At 34.3% G+C, this 20,925-nt stretch carries 14 protein-coding genes; 7 read left to right on the top strand and 7 right to left on the bottom strand.

Going from position 1 to position 20,925, the window contains the following annotated elements; genetic code table 11:
- Positions 1-6 precede the first annotated feature (6 nt).
- Entirely contained in the window at positions 7-894 is an 888-nt protein-coding gene (locus NQ163_RS01930) for a lysophospholipid acyltransferase family protein (RefSeq protein ID WP_268188624.1), read from the top strand.
- Between the two features lie 79 nt (positions 895-973).
- Positions 974-2,008, top strand: a complete 1,035-nt coding sequence (locus NQ163_RS01925; RefSeq protein ID WP_268188623.1) for a glycosyltransferase family 2 protein — start codon at positions 974-976, stop codon at positions 2,006-2,008.
- A 947-nt stretch (positions 2,009-2,955) separates the two neighbouring features.
- Here the strand turns inward: NQ163_RS01925 and sugE are convergent.
- From sugE to gldJ, 3 genes are all read right to left on the bottom strand, one after another.
- A complete protein-coding gene (sugE, locus tag NQ163_RS01920; protein WP_282014384.1) occupies positions 2,956-3,282 on the bottom strand; it encodes a quaternary ammonium compound efflux SMR transporter SugE in 327 nt (108 codons plus the stop codon).
- A gap of 2 nt (positions 3,283-3,284) precedes the next feature.
- Positions 3,285-4,574 (bottom strand): UDP-N-acetylmuramoyl-tripeptide--D-alanyl-D-alanine ligase, encoded by a 1,290-nt coding sequence (locus tag NQ163_RS01915; RefSeq protein WP_268188622.1) that lies wholly within the window; start codon positions 4,572-4,574, stop codon positions 3,285-3,287.
- Positions 4,575-4,667: 93 nt separating this feature from the next.
- Positions 4,668-6,182, bottom strand: a complete 1,515-nt coding sequence (gene gldJ, locus NQ163_RS01910; protein ID WP_110361439.1) for a gliding motility lipoprotein GldJ — start codon at positions 6,180-6,182, stop codon at positions 4,668-4,670.
- Positions 6,183-6,520: 338 nt separating this feature from the next.
- Between gldJ and porU the strand changes: the two genes are divergently transcribed.
- From porU to ispF, 3 genes are read left to right on the top strand one after another with little or no spacing between them, the layout of a single operon-like run.
- A complete protein-coding gene (gene porU / locus NQ163_RS01905; protein ID WP_268188621.1) occupies positions 6,521-10,300 on the top strand; it encodes a type IX secretion system sortase PorU in 3,780 nt (1,259 codons plus the stop codon).
- Between the two features lie 58 nt (positions 10,301-10,358).
- A complete protein-coding gene (porV, locus tag NQ163_RS01900) occupies positions 10,359-11,534 on the top strand; it encodes a type IX secretion system outer membrane channel protein PorV (protein ID WP_268188620.1) in 1,176 nt (391 codons plus the stop codon).
- Positions 11,534-12,010: a 2-C-methyl-D-erythritol 2,4-cyclodiphosphate synthase gene (gene ispF, locus NQ163_RS01895; protein WP_268188619.1), complete on the top strand. Its 477-nt coding sequence runs from the start codon at positions 11,534-11,536 to the stop codon at positions 12,008-12,010. Before porV ends, ispF begins: the two co-directional genes overlap by 1 nt.
- 74 nt (positions 12,011-12,084) lie before the next feature.
- On the opposite strand, the gene NQ163_RS01890 is transcribed toward ispF, so the two are convergent.
- Together NQ163_RS01890 and NQ163_RS01885 are read right to left on the bottom strand one after the other, a co-directional pair.
- Positions 12,085-14,271: a hypothetical protein gene (locus NQ163_RS01890; protein ID WP_268188618.1), complete on the bottom strand. Its 2,187-nt coding sequence runs from the start codon at positions 14,269-14,271 to the stop codon at positions 12,085-12,087.
- Positions 14,272-14,282: 11 nt separating this feature from the next.
- Positions 14,283-15,494: a DUF4249 domain-containing protein gene (locus NQ163_RS01885; RefSeq protein ID WP_268188617.1), complete on the bottom strand. Its 1,212-nt coding sequence runs from the start codon at positions 15,492-15,494 to the stop codon at positions 14,283-14,285.
- Between the two features lie 873 nt (positions 15,495-16,367).
- Here NQ163_RS01885 and NQ163_RS01880 point away from each other — a divergent pair.
- Positions 16,368-19,145: a TonB-dependent receptor gene (locus NQ163_RS01880; protein ID WP_268188616.1), complete on the top strand. Its 2,778-nt coding sequence runs from the start codon at positions 16,368-16,370 to the stop codon at positions 19,143-19,145.
- A 124-nt stretch (positions 19,146-19,269) separates the two neighbouring features.
- Positions 19,270-19,638, top strand: coding sequence for a CoA-binding protein (locus NQ163_RS01875; protein ID WP_268188615.1), 369 nt, complete (start codon positions 19,270-19,272; stop codon positions 19,636-19,638).
- Positions 19,639-19,684: 46 nt separating this feature from the next.
- Here the strand turns inward: NQ163_RS01875 and NQ163_RS01870 are convergent, their stop codons facing one another.
- Both NQ163_RS01870 and NQ163_RS01865 read right to left on the bottom strand, forming a co-directional pair.
- Complete coding sequence (locus NQ163_RS01870) at positions 19,685-20,014, bottom strand: thioredoxin family protein (protein WP_268188614.1); 330 nt, start codon at positions 20,012-20,014, stop codon at positions 19,685-19,687.
- A gap of 71 nt (positions 20,015-20,085) precedes the next feature.
- Entirely contained in the window at positions 20,086-20,922 is an 837-nt protein-coding gene (locus tag NQ163_RS01865) for a zinc ribbon domain-containing protein (RefSeq protein ID WP_268188613.1), read from the bottom strand.
- Positions 20,923-20,925: the final 3 nt, after the last annotated feature.

Raw genomic sequence — 20,925 nt, 5'->3', positions numbered from 1 at the left:
ATAAACATGACTAAGTTTTTTTCCTATATCGCATATGGTTTTATAAAACTATTGAGTTATTTGCCATTGCGAGCACTCTATATTTTCTCTGATATCATTTTCTTTATCGTGTACCATGTTGTGGGATATCGCAAGCAGGTTGTTCATACCAATTTAAAAAATGCTTTTCCCCATAAATCCGATAAGGAGATTAAAAAAATAGGAAGAGAATTCTTCTCTCATTTCTGCGATAGCTTTATCGAAACCATTAAGCTATGGACCATAAGCGAGAAGGAAATCAAAAAAAGATGTAAGTTCCTACAACCTGATTTTTTCAATCAATACATCGAATCTGGTAAAAGTGTAATGGCTATTCTTGGGCACTATGGAAATTGGGAATGGATGACTTCCTTTCCTGCCTGGAAAGATGTTAATTTGCTTCCAATTTACAAACCTCTTCACAATAAGGTTTTCGATAAATTATACATTCAATTAAGAGAACGATTTGGTGCCAAAACGCTTCCTAAAGATGATACTTTAAGAACCATGCTAAGGTACAGAAGCGAAAAAGAATTTACCGTAACTGTTTTTCTTGGCGATCAAACTCCAAACAAAAATAGCATTCATTACTGGACCAAATTTTTAAATCAGGATACACCAATTTTGCAAGGAACCGAACGAATTGCCAAAAAATTAGACCAGGCTGTTGTATTTTGTAGTATGCAAAAGGTAAAACGAGGATATTACGAGGTTGATTTTATCCCATTGTTCGACAATCCGAAAGAGGCTATAGAAAATGAAATTACAGAGAAACACACACGTATTTTAGAAGAAATCATTCAGAAGAATCCTGCTTATTGGCTTTGGTCGCACAAGCGATGGAAACACAAAAAGACAGTTAACAGTGAGCAGTAATCAGTATACAATAATCTGTAAATAGTTATCAGTCAACAAAACATTAGACTTACTGATTTTTAGATATTTTTAAGAAGAAATGAATAGAATTGGAATTGTAATACTAAACTGGAATGGCAAAGAACTTTTAAAACAGTTCCTTCCTTCGGTTGTAAGCCACTCTAAAAGAGAATGGGCCGAAGTAATCGTGGCTGATAATGCCTCAACCGACAATTCCATTGCATTTCTTGAGCAGGAATTTCCTGATATCAGATTGATTCAACTGGATAAAAACTATGGTTTTGCCGAAGGATACAACAGAGCCTTGGCTCAACTCGATCATGAATACTTTGTTTTGCTGAACTCGGATGTGGAAGTCAGTAAAAACTGGTTAGATTCCATTTACCAACAGTTCGAAAACAATGCTGATATTGCTGCTGCTCAGCCAAAAATTAAAGCTTACCACAACAAGTCGGGTTTTGAATATGCTGGTGCTGCAGGTGGTTTTATCGATTATTTGGGATACCCATTTTGCCGGGGCAGAATTCTTGATACTATTGAAGTAGACACCGCCCAGTACGATAACAACATTGATGTACTATGGGCCAGTGGTGCTGCCTTGTTTATCAGAGCTGATATCTACAAGAATACAGGTGGTTTAGATGGAGATTTCTTTGCACACATGGAAGAAATCGACTTGTGCTGGCGTATTAAAAACCAGGGGCACAGAATCATTTGCGATACCAAGTCAACAGTGTACCATGTTGGCGGGGCAACCCTTCCCAACCACAGTTCGCGCAAGTTGTTCCTAAATTTCCGCAACAACCTGTTGATGTTGTACAAGAACCTGCCATCCAATAAATTCATATCTACATTCTTTTACCGAATGGTGTTAGATGGAGTTGCAGCTTTTAAATTCTTGCTTGGTGGAGAGTTTGCCAACTTTGCAGCTGTATTTAAAGCACACATGTCTTTCTATGGCATGATTGGGCAGTTCCGTAGAAAACGCAAAGAATTATTACCTCTTGTAAGCAAGAATCATCACAAAGAAATTTACCGCAATAGCATCATTTTCGATTACTTTCTAAGATCGAAGAAAAGGTATTCTGAGATTGAAAATCAACTTAATGCATAGTAGTTTATGCAATTGGTTATGATTTCCTGATATTTTTTAATACTCTTGACTTTTTGTGCCAAGCTATTTTAGGAAGGGGAAAATAGAGGAAGGAGATTAAAGCATGAATGCCAATAGTCAAACACTTTCCGAACTAAGCCAATAGCATTCCGTACTTAGCCAAACACTTTCCGAGCTTAGCCAAAGACAATCCGCCTTTAGCCAATAACATTCCGGCCTTAGCCAAAGGCATTCCGCCACTCGGTTGAGACATTCCGCCGCTCGGTTGAGGTTTTCCGCTGCCCGGTTGAAGCTTTCCATATGGGGTATAATAATATACAAAGTCACAATAACAACTCTATAAGCATGTATTGCAACACATTACCAGCAAATTATTTTCAGAAGAAAAAGTATCTCAACCAGGCAGGTACATAAGATAACTGAATAACAGAACAACAGGAAAAGTTGTATTCAATAAATGAAAAATAAATCAGTAACTATTTTTCATTCATATTTCAATGCAAATAAATAGGATGCCTGTTCTTTTCACAGATCATAAGCCACTAAATACGAAGTATGGGAGATAAATAATTGGAAAGATTACGGTACGCTGTACCTCTGTTCATTACTATTGAAGCTTGAGCTATAAATATTCTGGTGTTCCACACCAATCCAATATTAGTTTTTTACTTTATTTTGCTTTTAATACTATCTTAAATATAAATATGCACTGTTATAATGCCGATACATATTCACCCCCGATGTTTCGGAAATAGAATAGAAACACATTAAAGGCAAAAATCGGTATAAGCAGCAGCGCTGCTTAATATTTATAGATAGGTTGGCATTGTAATTATCAATAAGATGCAGAGCACCACAAGATCATAACAATCAACAATAATCAATTCTGCTTGAATAATGATTCCTAATTCATCAAATGCATTTCAAACTATCAACACAGAAAACATCTAGGTAGTAGCGGTAAACTTCAATCCAATAATGGCAACCAGCAAAAGGAGCATAAAGAATATACGAGAGAAATGAACAGGCTCCCCAAACAAAACAATTCCCAGCACTGCGGTTGATAAAGCTCCTATCCCGGTCCAAACAGCATAGGCCGTACCAACTGGTAAATTTTTAATGGCCAAAGCTAAAAAGTACAGGCTAATGCCCATAGCAACAATGGTTATTACACTTGGCCACAGTTTCGTGAATCCTTGTGCATATTTTAATCCAATGGCCCAAACGGCCTCAAATAATCCCGCAACAATTAAATAAATCCAAGCTATTCCCATTTCTACAATTTTTCAACCAACTTCTCTAACTGAATCCCTCTCGATCCCTTTATCAGGATGTAATGATTCTTAATTTCTTCTTTCTCCAAAATGTAAGCTACCTCATCCGCTTTAAGGAAAGTTTTATACTGATTTTCGTTATTCACCTTCGAGAAAATATCTCCCACCAGGTACACATTCTCCAAAGCTCTCTCCTGCAACAAATCAATTAATTGCTGATGTTCTTTTTCCGAATCTTCTCCCAGCTCCAACATGTCTCCCAAAATTACCAACTTGTTTTTCATTGGCAAATCGGCAAAATTGTTCACCGCAACTCCCATACTGGTTGGATTGGCATTGTATGCATCCAAAAACAAAACATTCTTTTCGGTCTTCTTTAACTGCGAACGGTTATTACTTGGTTCGTAATTCTCCAAAGCCACCTTAATATCCGATTCCCTGATATCAAAATATCGTCCAACTGTAACGGCTGCCAAGGCATTCTCGAAATTGTACCCTCCAATCAATTTGGTTTTGATGTACAGCTTACCAATTTTCGGAGATCTTAATTCCAATACCAAATAAGGTGCAGCTTGCAAAAACTTGGCTTTACTATCGGCCTCCTCGCTATTGCCATAGCTATGTATTTCCTGATCATTCAACATTCCCATTAAATGATCGTTCTCGCAATTCACAAACACTTTACCTCTTCCCTGCAAGTAATCGTACAACTCCTTCTTGGTTTTTTTAACCCCTTCGAACGAACCAAAACCTTCCAGGTGTGCTTTCCCAACATTGGTAATGATTCCAAAATTTGGTTCTGCTATCTCACACAAGAACTTTATCTCCTCCGGATGATTTGCTCCCATCTCAACCACACCAAATTCGGTTTCTTCGGTCATTGATAACAATGTTAAAGGCACTCCGATATGATTGTTAAAGTTGCCTTGAGTCGCAAATGTTTTGTATTTCAAACTCAATACTGCATTTACCAACTCCTTGGTTGTAGTTTTTCCATTGGTACCAGTAATGGCCAAAATCGGAATCCCTAAACTCCTGCGATGCTCTCTGGCCAAATCCTGCAATGCTGATAAAACATCATCCACCAAAATACAAGAGTCATTCACTGCAAATTCTTCTTCATCAACCACAGCATATTTACATCCTTGTTCAATTGCTGATTCGGCAAACTTGTTTCCGTTAAAATTTGCCCCTTTCAATGCAAAGAATATCGAATTGGGAACAATCTTTCTTGTATCAGTAACAACAATAGGATACTGTTTAAATAAGCTGTATAGTTTAGAATTTTCCATTGAAATTGTCTGGTATTATTTGAATGACGAAATTAATAAAAAACCCCATCCTTTTATAGAATGGGGTTTTGTTTTATTTCGAAAACTACTTCTCTATTTCTGAGTTGGTCTTCCTACACGAGTCATCGCACAACGGAAACCAATATCATCTCTTGCTTCTTTCTGATCCAAGAATCTACGAGCACTTGGAGCCAACCAGAAAGCTCTGTCTTTCCAAGAACCACCTTTATATACTCTAGAGTTATCAGTTACCATAGAGCTAAAGTCGCTACCATCTTGTCCTCTACCTTGAACATACATGCGGTTTGAACCTTGTGTTTGATGTTCCGGATTGTTCCACTCGTAATCAGAAACAATACTTGAAGATACATCACCATCACGATAGTTACGGTTATCGGCAGTCTTATAGTTTTCACGTCCTACCAATTCCTCATCTTTTTGTAATCTGTAACGAATACGTCCTAAACTATCTTTCTCAGCAATATTTCCTTCTTCATCGCGTACTTTTGTTTTAAATACGTTTCCACGATATGGATTAAATTCTGCAATATCTTCCGGCGACATTGGACGGTAAACATCAGCAACCCATTCGCTAACATTACCAGCCATACAGTACAATCCAAAGTCGTTTGGCCAGAATGAATTTACAGGAGCTGTTATATCACCAGCATCATTCAAAGCACCAGCAGTACCCATATAGTCACCTCGTCCACGAGCAAAGTTAGCCATCATCTGACCACGAACTTTTTTGTTCTCGTTTCTCACCCAGTGTCCATTCCATGGGAAAATTCTTTTATCTGTAATTCTTTCCTCTTCCGAGTTTCCAATCAATGCAGTTGCAGCATATTCCCATTCCGCTTCCGATGGTAAACGGTATTTAGGAAGTAGTATACCATCAGTCCAACGAACTTGTCTTTCTTCGTTATCCGGATCTAAATCTGGTAAGTTCTTGTTTACAGAACCTTCGTATTGTCCTGCTAAATATGCTTCTGTATTAAAGTTATTTTCATCTCTCTGTGCAGGATCCTGATTTAAAATCCCCTTATCAATTAGAATTTGTTCGTTTACACGATCGGTACGCCACTCACAGTAGTCAACAGCTTGCTCCCAAGATACACCAACAACAGGATATTCAGCATAAGCGGGATGACGCAGGTAATTGTTTACGTATGGTTCGTTGTAGGCCAACTCATCACGCCATACCAAAGTATCAGGCAAGGCTTTCTTATAAACTTCAGGATAAGAAACGTAAACTCTCTTGGTCCAGTGTAAGTATTCAAGATACATAACATTACTAACCTCGGTTTCATCGATATAGAATGATGGAACCGTTACTCTTCTTGGAACATTATTCCAATCGTACATTACATCTTGCTGAGTTCTACCCATGGTAAAAGTACCACCTTGTATAAACTTAAGACCTGGACCAGTTGCTTGTTCATAACCGCTATGATATTCAAACCCCCCATTGTCGGGATCATTGTATGCCCATCCGGTAGCTTTTGATTTCTCTCCTTTACCTACCAGATTCTTAACCTTCGAACAAGATGGGAAGATCATTAATCCAGCAGCAAAAACAGCAATAACTATGCTATAATTTAGTTTCATAATAGATTGAATGTAGTTTATCTTCAAAAATACTTAACTCAACAAATATAACTAAAAGTGCTATAATTTTATTGTATATGATTTTAGTTTTTCGATTAAATATTTAACATTTTTTACTAAAAATTCTAATCTGTACTCATCTACCTGATTCTCTGTAGCTAAATTTAAGTCATGATTTTCTCTTCATTCCAAAGACATAATCATTTTTAATAAAATATTTTTCGCTACAAGTAAAAATATCAAGTTTCAGATATCATAAGCCGTTTACTCGTCAATGTGTAAAGTTTTATTTATTTTGCGTTAATTCTGTTTTCAATAACGATACTTAAAACCTAAAAATGCGCTATCTCATAATTGTTCTAATTTTACTGATCGGAAAAGTGAGTTTTTCCCAAACTTCCGATACTTTCAAACTAGATTGGTCGGATACTTACATTTCATCTCCTGATGGAGAAAACATTAGAACCATAACCTTCAATGGCGCATCACTTGATCTGACGAACAACTGGTTACCTGAATTTTATCACTTACAAAGAACAGGTTCAAACGGAGATATTTTCTCTGTTGAGTTAGTGGATACGCATTTTGATCAGTTAAGTTCCATTGAACAGCAAATTTTACGAAATAAATCTTTTTCTTCAGAAATAATACCTGAAACTGAGCCTGTTTCAATCAGAAAGATTCAATATCAAAAAGTACAATTCGTTCCAATTAGAAAAAATCCAACAAATGGTACAATCGAAAAACTAGTCAGTTTTAAACTTCGTTTTAAAAAGATTAGTCAACAAAGAAGTGTAAAGTCAGTAAAAAACTATGCTGGCAATTCTGTTTTAAGTAGTGGAAAATGGGTTAAAATCTCAGTTGATACAACTGCCATTCATAAAATTACCTATCAGCAATTGATTGATATGGGAATTTCGAATCCGGTAAATGTTCGTATTTATGGTTATGGTGGAGGAATGCTTCCAAAAATGAACTCGGAATTGGTAAAAGATGATCTTCCTGTAGTTCCTGTATATTTCAACACTGGCAGCGATGGAACTTTTAATGATGGCGATTTCCTGTTATTCTATGCCAAAGGCCCAAGAAATTGGAGGTACGACGAAGATAAATCTGAATTTGTTCATGAAAATCATTTGTACTCCAATAATGCATATTACTTTTTGAGCTCAGATCAGGGAAGTGCTCAAATCATACAACAGCAAAACTCAGAATCAAATTTTACAAACACAGTTAATTCTTTTAATGACTATCGATTAATCGACATTGATGAAACCAATTTATTAGAAAGTGGCAGGTTATGGTTGGGACAGGAATTCGACGTAACAACAGAATTCGACTATAGCTTTAATTTCACCAACATATTAAACACTTCCAGCGCAATTGTTACAGCTCGTTTCGCTGCAAGATCATCCTCAGAAACCAGTTTAAAACTAAGTTCTGGTTCTAACAACATAGGAACAATTAATTTTTCGGCAGTTAATACTGGCAGTTATACGGCTACTTATGCCAGATTGGAAGAAAAAACATTTACCAATTTTACACCTACAAATGGTAAGCTTGATATTAAATTGGAATATGAAAAAAGTTCTGCATCATCCATTGGTTGGTTAGATTACTTAAGGGTAAATGCTCGCTGCAATCTATCTCTAAACGGTTCGCAAACGGCGTTTAGAGATATTGAATCAGTAGGAACGGGTAACATTTCTCGTTTTCAAATTCAAAACTGTTCGGCATCAACAAGCGTTTGGGAGGTTAGCAATCAAAATGCGATAAAACAAATTCCACTTAGCTTAAATGGAAGCACAGGTAGTTTTAACACAACAACCAACAGTTTAAAAGAGTTTGTTGTTTTTAATCCTGAAGGTAATTTTCCTGAGCCAAAAGTGATTGGCAAGCTACAAAACCAAAATTTGCATGCCTTGCCACAAACCCACATGCTGATTGTTTCTGCAAAACAATTTTTATCTCATGCCGAACAAATTGCTACCTACCATCGAAACAATGATAATTTACATGTTACCGTTGTAGATCAAAATGTAATTTTCAACGAGTTTTCTTCAGGTACACCTGATGTTTCAGCCATTCGAAATTTTGTTAAAATGTTCTACGATCGTTCAACTGGCGATTCAGACATGATCAAATACTTGCTATTGTTCGGAGATGGTTCTTTCGATAACAAGTCAGACCGAGAAAGTAATACGAATAAAATATTGACTTACCAATCGGAAAACTCTTTAAGTCCAACTCAATCCTTTGTAACCGATGATTATTTTGGCCTTTTGGATAATGATGAAGGGGAAGCTACAGGACTAGTCGATATTGGAATAGGAAGATTCCCTGTTAACACTTCAGAAGAGGCTCAAATCGTGGTCAACAAAATTCTAAATTACAATTCTGCAGAAAAAGGAGATTGGCAAACAATGATTTGTTTTATCGGCGATGATGAAGATAACAATACTCACATGCGAGATGCCAACAGACTGGCTGTCCAAATTGAAAACAATTATCCTCAATACAGAGCTCAAAGAATATTTTTAGATGATTTTGAACAAATAACAAGTTCGGCTGGTCAACGATACCCTGCTGTAAATACAGAAATCAACGAAAGTATAAACAAAGGAACATTAATCATGAATTACACGGGCCATGGTAATGAAAATGGTCTTGCCCATGAGCACATTCTTATGACTGATGATATTTACTCCTGGCAAAACCCTGTAAAACTGCCACTCTTCATGACTGCAACTTGTGAGTTTAGTCGATTCGACAACTATAAAAAATTATCGGCAGGAGAAATCATCCTTCTTCGCGATAACGGAGGTGGAATTGGACTATTCACAACTACCCGACTTGTTTTTTCATCTCCGAATTTTACCTTGAATCAAAATTTCTACAATTATGCATTTGAGCGAGATTCTGATGGAAAGTTTTATCGCTTAGGTGATATCATGAGATTAACCAAAAATGCCACTTCTTCGGGAATCAACAAGCGAAACTTTACTCTCTTGGGTGATCCTGCTTTGCGTTTAAACTATCCGGAACACAATGCCATAAGTACACACCTTAATGATGTGTTAATATCACAACCAGTAGATACATTAAAAGCGCTTAGCGAGATTAAAATTTCAGGGAAAATTACTTCTGAATCAGGAGCTGACCTAAGCAATTTTAATGGTATTGTTTACCCAACCATTTACGACAAAGCCATCAATAAATCAACCAAAGGAAATGATGGGATTCCATTTGAATACACTAACCAAACCAGTATTTTATACAAAGGAAAAGCAAGTATCAAAAATGGTAAATTCGATTTTTCATTCTTTGTTCCAAAAGATATCAGCTATCAATATGGCAAAGGCAAAATCTCCTATTATGCCTCAAGTAATGGTACCGATGCTGCAGGTTTTACCAATTCAATTATTGTTGGGGGAACCAACCCTGGTGCCAGTGATGATAAAATTGGTCCGGAAATAGAATTGTACATGAACGATGAACAATTTACCCCAGGCGGGATGACCAACGAAAATCCTCTTTTATTGGCTATCGTTCAAGATGCAAGTGGTATCAACACCGTTGGCAACTCAATTGGTCATGATTTAATCGCAATATTAGATCAGAAATCTGAAAATCCTATCGAGCTAAATGATTTCTACGAAGCAGATCTTGACAATTACAAAAAAGGAAAAGTAAGTTATCAATTGAGTGAACTGGAAAGCGGAGAACATGAAATACAACTAAAAGTATGGGATAATGTGAATAATTCATCAGTTGCGAGTTTAGATTTTGTTGTTGCTGAAACAGCTGATTTGGTAATTAAACATGTACTAAACTATCCTAACCCATTTACTACAAATACAGGCTTTTATTTTGAACACAATCAAGCTTCGAGCGAATTGGATGTTCTCATTCAAATCCTAACAGTATCAGGAAAATTAATTAAAACCATCGAAACTACAATTGGTTCATCTGGCAACAGAGTTGGCCCCATTCAATGGGATGGAAAAGATGATTTTGGAAATTCCATTGGTCGTGGAGTGTACTTCTATCGCGTAAAAGTTCGAGCTGATAATGGAAAAACGGTGAATAAATTTCAAAAATTAGTGATCCTCAAATAATAAAACTCAAAAAAGCTAGTTAATTGATTTATATTTGCAGACTATATAATTTATTTTTATGACTAAAAAACTAACTCTAATCACAAGTTTATTGTGCCTACTGCTTTTTACAGGCATTAACAAAACTTCTGCCCAGACTTCAACCTCTGGTGCAAACTACATTTCTACTGCTGTTTCTTTTTTAACAATTACCCCCAACTCAAGAGCAGGTGCAATGGGTGATGCTGGTGTTGCAACATCTCCTGATGTGAATTCAATGCATTGGAACCCTGCAAAATTTGCCATGATTGATGGAAATTACGGTGTTTCTGCATCGTATACTCCTTGGTTAAGAGATTTGGTTGATGATATGAGCATATCATACCTCACCGGATATTACCGATTAGATAAGAATCAAGTTATTGGAGCATCGCTCCGCTACTTCTCTTTAGGTGAAATTGCTTTTTTAGAAAGAGCCGAAGACATTCCTGTTGCACAAAACCCAAACGAGTGGGCTTTTGATATTGCATATTCAAGAAGATTAAGCGATGAATTTTCAGGAGGTATTGCTTTCAGATACATAAGATCTGATTTAACCCAATCACAGTATGTAGCTGGCGTAGAAACTCAAGCAGGTAATGCTTTTGCAGCTGATGTTTCTATTTATTATCAGCATGAGTTCAGAAGAAACAGAAGAGACATGGTGTGGTCATGGGGGCTAAACGTTTCAAACATTGGTTCAAAAATAAGCTATACCAACGATGATGAAAAGGAATTTATTCCTACTAATTTGAAGTTGGGTACTGCATTAAAAATGGAATTGGACAGATACAATTCACTTACCATTGCTGCAGACATGAACAAACTTTTGGTCCCAACTCCAAATAGTGGATCATTAAATGAAGATGACAATGGTGGTGTTATTGTTGGAAGCGAAACCTCTGACAAATCAGTTGTAAGTGGTATTTTCAGCTCTTTTTCAGACGCACCTGGTGGAATGGGCGAAGAATTTAAGGAAATTGCATGGTCACTTGGACTTGAATATTGGTACCAGGAACAATTTGCACTAAGAGGTGGATACTACTACGAACATGAAGATAAAGGAAATCGCAAATATTTTACTGCTGGTTTAGGCGTAAAATTAAACATGTTCGATCTTGATTTTTCTTACCTAATTCCAACAACTCAAAACAACCCTCTTAAAAATACTTTAAGATTTTCCTTAACTGCTAATCTTGATAAAATTATTAAATAATGAAGATTAGAGTAGGATTTGGCTACGATGTGCATCAGTTGGCCGAAGGAGAAGAGTTTTGGTTGGGAGGAATTAAAATTGAGCACAACAAAGGTTGTGTCGCTCATTCTGATGGTGATGTTTTGATTCATGCAATATGCGACGCTCTTTTAGGAGCTGCTAACATGAGAGATATTGGTTATCATTTTCCAGATACTTCGAACGATTTTAAAGGAATTGATAGCAAAATATTACTAAAAAAAACTGTTGAAATCATAGCTGAAAAAGGTTATTCGATAGGAAATATCGACTCTACAATTGCATTACAAAAACCCAAAATCAAACCATTAATTCCTGAAATGCAGGAAACCCTAGTTAAAGTAATGGGAATTGATTTAGATGATCTGGCAATTAAAGCCACAACCACAGAGAAACTAGGTTTTGTTGGAAAACAGGAAGGTATATCGGCCTATGCAACTGTTTTAATTGAGAAATAATTTTTAAAAAAAATATCAAAAAAGCCTTTTGTTAAACGATTTTAGCAATAGGCTTTTTTATTATATATCAAACTTTAATTCATTCCACGCACTTTTAAATTCTTCCTCGACTCAATTACCTTCCCATATTTATTAAGGCCTTTTACTGTAATAGTATATTCAGTTTCTTCATCAGAGGTATAAAACTTAAAGCTTAACGGATTTTTTGATTCTTTGTTTTCAAATGTATTAAAGTACAATGTATTTCTAAAGTCAGCCAAACGGGAATTCTTAGTTTTTGAATTAGAATAATCAAGACTATTAAACTTGTATTCGTATTCATATCCTTTATGAACTTGCCTAAAAATTCTGCTATCAAACTCCATATCTGCCATGTTACTATTTTTTGTGTAGAGACATAACAAATACCCAAGGTTTTCTCTCTTGATAAAAAACTGAAGATTGACAACTTCTATCCTATCCAATTCTTGCGGTTTAATCTCAAAAATCTTCTGCGTATCCATAATAGGGACACCATCTACAAAAATTAGAGTGTTACCATTTTTAGGATAGAATGAACGAGATTCAACTACCCTAAGGTCATATCCTTTCTTATTTTTCTTTAAACTTGTGTGAGGAACAACTTCTCTTATCACCTCCTCCATTGTAGGCAATTCAATATACTTTTCTATATTAATCACGTTAATGGCTTCTTTATAAAAAGGAGCATTATTAAAAATTGAATCTATAGTAGTAGATTTATTAGGCTTATATATTGAATTGATCTGCATGTTTACAATGGCCTCGTTAAGATTTCGCATTTTTGCGGTATCTATTATTAACTCCCCAAGTTTATTTTTTGGATACTTTGTTGAAAAACTATCATCTAATATTACTCTATAATTTAATTTTGTTGTATCCATCGTTTTGGGTTGAATTACCATTTCCTCTTCACCATACCTATTAACAACAAAATTAAATCTGCCAGTTGAATCAGTTTCAGCAAAATCTATAATTGGAGAATCTGACATAAAACTCAACATAAACTGTTCATTTTTAATGGAATTATTAGTTTCAACACCTCTAATTTCTCCCGTTAATAATTCTCCCTCTATTTCAGGCAAGAGGATAGTATCATATAGAAAAAATAATGGTTGATTTTTCAATATCATTTTATCATTAGCAGGTAACGCTTTATCCTCTTTTGTAGTGCTATTTAACAAAGAAGATTTCACAACAGAAACAGACAAATGCTTTAACGAGTCAATATTCTTAATATCAACATTTACTATATCTCTAACACCGTACAGTTCCTTGTCTGTAAATATCTTTATCAACTTATCATTATTTGAGTTTGTAAACCCACGATAGGCATGAATTGTTTTCGCATCATCAATCAATAAAGCGTACATGCTAATGCCTGGCAATTCACTCTTTTTAACTCTTATAATGTTTTGAGAAGATAATTTATAGTTTTTTAGATATTTACCATCACTACTTAAAATATCAATTCTCATATCATTGATACAGTCGCCAATAACTTTAAATAAAAAGTCATCTTTATCTTCTGCCAATTGCAACAAACATTCATTTTGTGATATCTTTTGCAGTTTCACTTTATTATTACCATAGTCCAAATAATATTTTACAGATTCCTGAGGGGTAAAATTTACAGTTGCAAAACCCGTTGGTTCTGTTACAAATTCCTGGCTAACCTTATCATTTTGATCTTTGATCTTAACCTTTTTCGCAATTGGATTCCCATTTTTACTACATGCGTAAAACAATAATTTATTCTTAACATTGGCCATTAACTTTCCTCCTTCGGGATAACAGAAAACAGTATCTCTGGAAAAATATTTATCTCCTTTGGGCATTCTTTTTTTGACAAATGGATTAATTACAGAAAATGTTTTGCAAGCATATAAACTCGCATCTCTATTCCTCATCCATCTAGTATAGGCACGCATATAATAATTACCTGTAGATAAACTATCAGGTAATTGAACTTTCGATTGCACAATATCTTTTTCTACCCGATATTTCGATTTTATTATTGGTGTATGGTCTCCATTCAATAATTCAACATATAAAATATTACTTAATTTTGAATTCTCATTAGAGCTTAATTTTAGAATTCCTAAAGAGAACCAGATATCTTCTCCAGCAATGTATATATCCCTATCGGTTGTTAATGAAACTTTCTCCTGCGCTTTTACTTGTGAAATATTAAAAATCAATAAAAACACAATGCCAATTGATAATGTTATTCTAATATTCATAGCTTTCAATATTAATCCTCCCAAAATTCAGGTCTCTTAGGTGAACCTGTCAATCTGCAATCTGCACATTGAGGCTCGGTTAAAATTAATCCCATTGGTAACATTTCACGATCATGTAATACTAGATCTCCATTAATTACAAAATGCTCGTATATACTAAACAAATCCTTAAAACTTCCTTCATCCGTATATATTGTATCCGTAGGACAACTTTCAAAAACTATTACATTTTGTACACCTAGATCGATAGCATCCTGCCAACTAATAAAAACTCTTTTGGATGTAACCGATCCCATTTGAAAATATCCTAATACAGGTTCATTGGCATTTGCAATATTTTTAATATTGCCTTTAAGTGAATATGGTTGAGACCCAAATAGATCACCTACATCTTCGGTTGATTCTTTTAATTTGTGTAAATAGTTATATTCCTCTCCGGATATAGATAACTGCTTAATATTAATACTGTATTTAATATTAAACTTGTCGTTTATTCCTGTTGGAACAAAACACACTTTCTTATCATTAATTAACGCAGAACCTTGATTCTCTAGGGATTGAACTACTATTTCCTGAGATTCTGATTTTTTCCAACAATAAACATTTTTAGGCGTAATAGACACCAACTCCTTACCATCACCTTCCTCATTATCCACAAATGTGGCATACTGTGGGTAAGGAATTGCAAATTTCCATACTTCCTCATACAGCCACCTAATATAAGAACCGGGCTCAGCTTTTCCATCCACATAAAACTGAATGCCTCCAATTTGCTCATCATTCACATTCGTTATTTCATTTCTCTTATAATATATGCGATCTATTGTGGCAGGAGGTAACATCTTACAATCGCTCGATTCATAAGCATCTCCATTTTTTGTTTTTATTTTTAATTTGTAGGAATTACCTACAATGGCTTTAAACTTCAAACTATCCGTCACATAAAGTCCAGGAGATTTTTCGGTCAAAACCTCTTCTGTACCATCGTTACATACTATAATCACTGTAGCATTTTCCTCTGAACTATACACATCTCCAAAATCTGATATTGACCGTGAAATTTTGACAACATGCGATTTATTTTCATCAGTAATTAAGGCTTCAACAACCAATAAATTTTCAGAATTACTTATATCAACTTTATATGGATCCATGCATGACCAAAACAGCAAAATAGACAGTAACAAGTAAAAGAATATTATTTTTACTTTATTAGATAACATATGGTAAATATTAAAATATCAAATCATTTAAAAAATTATTCCTCTTTAAAATAAACAATAATTTTTATTAAAAAATAATTTTCCGAAACAATAATTGTTAATCTTTTTTATATTTTTGTATACATACTAACCATATTTATCTACCCTAAAATGAAATCATTACCAATTATAGTAATATTATCATTACTTTTTTCATATATTTCAGTATCGCAAAATTACAGCCAAATATATAATTTTGATAATGGTAAGATATTACACCTATACGAGAGTAACATACACACTCAATATGATTATGTCCTAGGAAAAGAATATAAACCATATCATTATTACAAACAAGATAACCCTTATTTAAGCTCAAGCTTTGGATCTGGATTTATTTATTATAATGGTAGATCTTATCGCATAAAAATCATTTATTACGATCTATTTACTGACGAAGTAATCATCAACATAAATCACAAAACTGCTAATAGTAATCTAATACAAATAAACAAAACACAAATCGATTCCTTCTCTATTAATTTCGGTATACGAGATTACAATTTTACCTACCTAAAGAAACCAAACAATATTGCAAGTGGATTCTACGAAATAGTCTATAATCAAAAGTCAGAATTACTAATAAGACACTCTGCAAAAAAACTAAAAATCAAAAGCCTAACCACATACAAACACAAGCAAACTATATATTTAAAACGAAATAAAAAGTTTCATGATATAAGCTCACCAAAGAAATTCTTATCTCTCTTTCCTAAAAACAGTAAACCACTGAGGAAAAGACTCAGACTATTGGAAATTAATTTTAAGAAGCCAAGCCATAGTAAGCTTATCAATTTAATCAAATACGCAGAAACCTTATAAACTCAAAAAAAGATGCGTAGATTCATAACCTTCACACTACTTGTATTGTTCCACATTAATGCAATAGGACAATCAATTACACTACAAAAAGATTCAATTTCATTCAATGAGGTTGTAAATGAATTAGAAAATAAATCTAATTTTCAATTTTATTATAAACCTGAATGGATTCCAAAGATTCATTTGAATCCAAATTTCAAAAGTGAAGATATCAGGGAAGTTATAAAATGGCTGGGAACACAAAGCAATTTAAATTATAAAATTATTAATGGTAAAAATGTAATTTTCACAAAAGATTACCAGATAAAAACCAACTATGCTAAAGGTTATAAAAGCTTCCTTTCAAAAAATAATACAATTGTTATAGATTCTTTGATTTATACTTCACCAATCGTAAAAAAAACAACTTCTAATAAAATAAGCTTAGAGTATCAATTTTTCACAATAGGTGACAGAGCACACAATCCTAAAAAGATCAATTCAACTTTTGGTGGCAAGATAACAGATTTTGAAAGTGGAGAGCCTCTTATTGGAACTGTGGTTTATTTTAGCAGTTTAAAAAAAGGTACAGTTACTAATCAATACGGTCAATATTCAATAACCATTCCTATTGGTAAATACCGTGTTGAATATCGATCCGTTGGAATGAAAACCACTTATCGAAACATCATTATACATTCAGATGGAAAGCTTAATGTTGAGATGAAAAACAAGCCAACCTCTTTAAAGGAGGTAATTGTGACAGCTAAAACAGAAGATCCAATCCGTAATTTAAGAATGGGGATGGATAAAATATCAGTTAAAACACTAAAACAATTACCTCTTGGAATGGGTGAAGCAGATATTATTAAAAGTACTTTACTATTACCTGGAGTCCAAAGTGTAGGTGAAGCTTCAAGTGGTTTTAATGTAAGAGGTGGAAACACAGATCAAAATTTGGTTTTACTTAACCAAGCTCCAATCAATAACACCTCACATTTCTTTGGTTTTTTCTCTGGTTTTAATTCTGATATAATAAAAGACATCACCCTATATAAAAGTGGAATTCCTGCAAAATATGGTGGTAGATCTTCTTCGGTTATGGATTTGAGTTTAAAAGATGGTAACAGAAAAAACTTAAAGGTAAATGGTGGAATTAGTCCCGTATTTGGCCGAATCACAATAGAAGGACCTCTTAAAAAAAATAAAAGTTCATTTATAATAGCTGGCCGAACAACCTATTCCGATTGGGTTTTAAAACTTTTAAACGATTCAAAACTTAAGAAAAGCAGTGCCAACTTTCACGATTTACAAGGAAACTTTTCATGGGACTTAGACGATAAAAATAGCATATACTTATCTGGATACTATAGCTATGACAAATTCGACTATCATCTTGAAGATAAATTCGATTACAACTCCGTAGCATCAACTTTAAAATGGAAACATATTTTTAGTCCTAAATTATTTTCCACCTTCTCTGCTGCGTATAGTAAATATGCATATACAACTGAATATAGAAAAGAACCTAGCTTATCCTATTCAATAGACTACAATTTCAATCAATACTTATTCAATTCTGATTTTTCTTATTTATCCAGTAAAAATCATAAAATTGATTTTGGAATCAACTCAATATACTATGATCTTTCACCTGGTCAACAGAAGCCAAGTAATCAACAATCTTTGGTAAGTCCCAGAAAACTGGAAGACGAACAAGCTATAGAACTTGCGGCATATATTAGCGATGAGTTTGAAATTTCACATTTCATGTCTTTATCCTTAGGGCTTAGATATTCATTTTATGGAAATTTAGGACCAAAAACGGAATACAATTATAAAAGTGGGCAAGCTAGAAATTTACAATCTACAGAAGGAATTACCAATCACAAATCTGGTTTTATAACTACGTATTCATCCCCAGAGATAAGAATTTCAACCAATATAAGATTAGGATTAAACAGCTCTTTAAAGGCAAGTTATAACGAAATGAATCAATACATTCAGAAAATTTCAAATACAGCATCGATGACTCCTACTGATATTTGGAAACTTAGTGACAAGTATTTAAAACCACAAAAGAGCAAACAATATTCACTTGGTCTTTATAAAACAATGCGGCAAAAAAGCTTGGAAGCCTCAATTGAAACCTACTACAAAAGACTGAATAACATTCTAGATTATAAAGGAGGTGCTCAATTAGTGATGAACGAACATTTAGAAACTGATGTGTTAAATGGCGAAGGTAAAGCATATGGAATTGAATTGATGTTTCAAAAGAAAACTGGAAAGTTAACTGGTTGGATAAATTATACATATTCTAGAATACAGCATAAAATAAACAGTCAATTTAACGAGGAACGTGTTAACAATGGCGAGTATTTTCCTGCAAACTACGATAAACCGCACGATTTCAAATTTGTTGCCAATTACAAATTAAGCAGGAGAATAAATGTTTCAACAAACTTTGCCTACAGCACAGGACGACCATTTACTGCTCCTTTAGCGTATTATAATTTTGCAAATACAGATAGAGTTTACTACTCAGATCGTAATTCAATGAGAATGCCTGATTATTTAAGGTTAGATGTTGCAGCAACACTAAATGGTAACCTGGTAGCTAAAAAATTAAACCACAGTTCTTGGACAATAGCGGTTTACAATGTCCTAGGACGCCAAAATGCGTATAACATATTCTTTAGGACTGAAGGCGAAAAAGTTAACGGTTATAAAATGTCCATTTTTGCCAGACCAATTTTTACAATAACCTATAATTTTAAGCTTTTTGGCAATGCTAAGGATGATTATTAATGTCAAAATTACCATTACATCGCTAATAACCATTTATAACTTAGTAAAAGGTTTTTTTGTATTTCGCAAAATGTATCCACTATTTCACTATATTTATTACATATAGATATATAAATACTTTATGATGCAAAATACAGGAAAAACACTCGTTATCGGCGCGAGTACAAATGAGGATCGATACTCAAATAAATGTGTAAAACTTCTTCGTAAGCACAATATTGAAACTGTAGCAGTAGGAAATAAAGAAGGAAATATTTCTGATGTACAAATTCAAACAGGAAAGCCATGTGAGACTAAAGTTCAAACAGTAGCAATTTATCTTTCTCCTAAAAACCTGGAGTCTTTCCATGATTATATCATTGGATTAAAACCAGAAAGAATTCTATTTCCTCCTGGTACTGAGAATCCCGAATTTTATAAAAAAGCGAATGCTCATGGTATCGAAACCGAAGAAGCATGTCCACTAGTGATGTTGAATACGGGAGTATATTAGAACAAGAGATTAAAAGAAATGCCAGTAATTGAGTTACTGGCATTTTTTATTTCTGGAAAAACATCTTATAATATCGATTTAAAGAGTCATAGACCTCATCCAAGCCAATTGCTCTGCTTCTTCTTAAAACTTCCTGCCCATCCATAAAAACAAGTAGAGAAGGGTTTGTATACAAACCTTCCTGGGCAGCAATATCCGGCTGCATTGCAGTATTTACATGATATGCTTTTAATTTGTCAAAATCATTCTTAAACAACTCTTCCAATTTAGGCTTTAATACCTCGCAAACACCACAATTGGGAGCTGAAAAATAAATATAAAACGATTCTCGCTTATCCTTCAAGCTCTGCAATTCTTTATAATCTGATATATTCATATTGCAATATGGCATAATAAAAAACGGTTACCTCCGTAAAGATAACCGTTTCTATATTTTTCAAAATCGTACTATTCTTTTTTACGAGTTCTTCTTTTAGGCTTAGCAGCAGCTGCAGCTTTATCAGCTTCCTCAAGACTGTGATCGTAATCGCAAATGTAACGGTCAACCAAAATACGTCCGCAATACTCACAAACGATAATCTTTTTACGAGAACGGATGTCCATTTGACGCTGTGGTGGAATCTTATTAAAACAACCTCCACATGCATCACGCTCAACGGTAACAACTGCTAATCCGTTTCTTGCGTTCGAGCGAATTCTTGAATATGCTGTTAAAAGTCTCTCTTCAATTTTAGTTTTGAAAGATTCAGACTTATCCATCAACTTTTCTTCCTCTTTTTGAGTTTCAGAAACGATCTCATCCAACTCGCCTTTTTTAGATTCCAAATCAGCTTTCTTCTCAGAAAAAATAGCTTCTGAATTTTCGATTAAAGCTTTTTTGTTACCCATTTCCGCAGTAAACTCCTTGATACGCTTTTCGCACAGTTCAATTTCCAGGTTTTGAAATTCGATTTCCTTAGAAATAGAATCAAACTCACGGTTATTGCGAACATTCATCTGCTGAGCTTCGTACTTTTTAATTAACAAACCAGCTTCTTTAATCTCTTGCTTTTTCTTAGCAATCGTATCGACAAGTTCTTTTACCTCGTTATTTAGATTTTCGATTCTGGTATCAAGTCCGGCAATCTCATCTTCCAAGTCCTGCACTTCCAAAGGAAGCTCCCCTCTTAGCGTTCTAATTTGGTCTACCTCAGAATCAACAGACTGCATTTCGTACAATGTACGTAATTTTTCTTCAACTGAAATATCCTTAAAATCTGAAGCTTTTGGATCTTGTGTTGTCATATG

Source organism: Marinifilum sp. D737 (genome assembly GCF_026672275.1).
GTDB lineage: Bacteria > Bacteroidota > Bacteroidia > Bacteroidales > Marinifilaceae > Marinifilum.
Note: the sequence above shows the minus strand (reverse complement) of the source record. Positions and strands in the feature narration are given on the sequence as shown.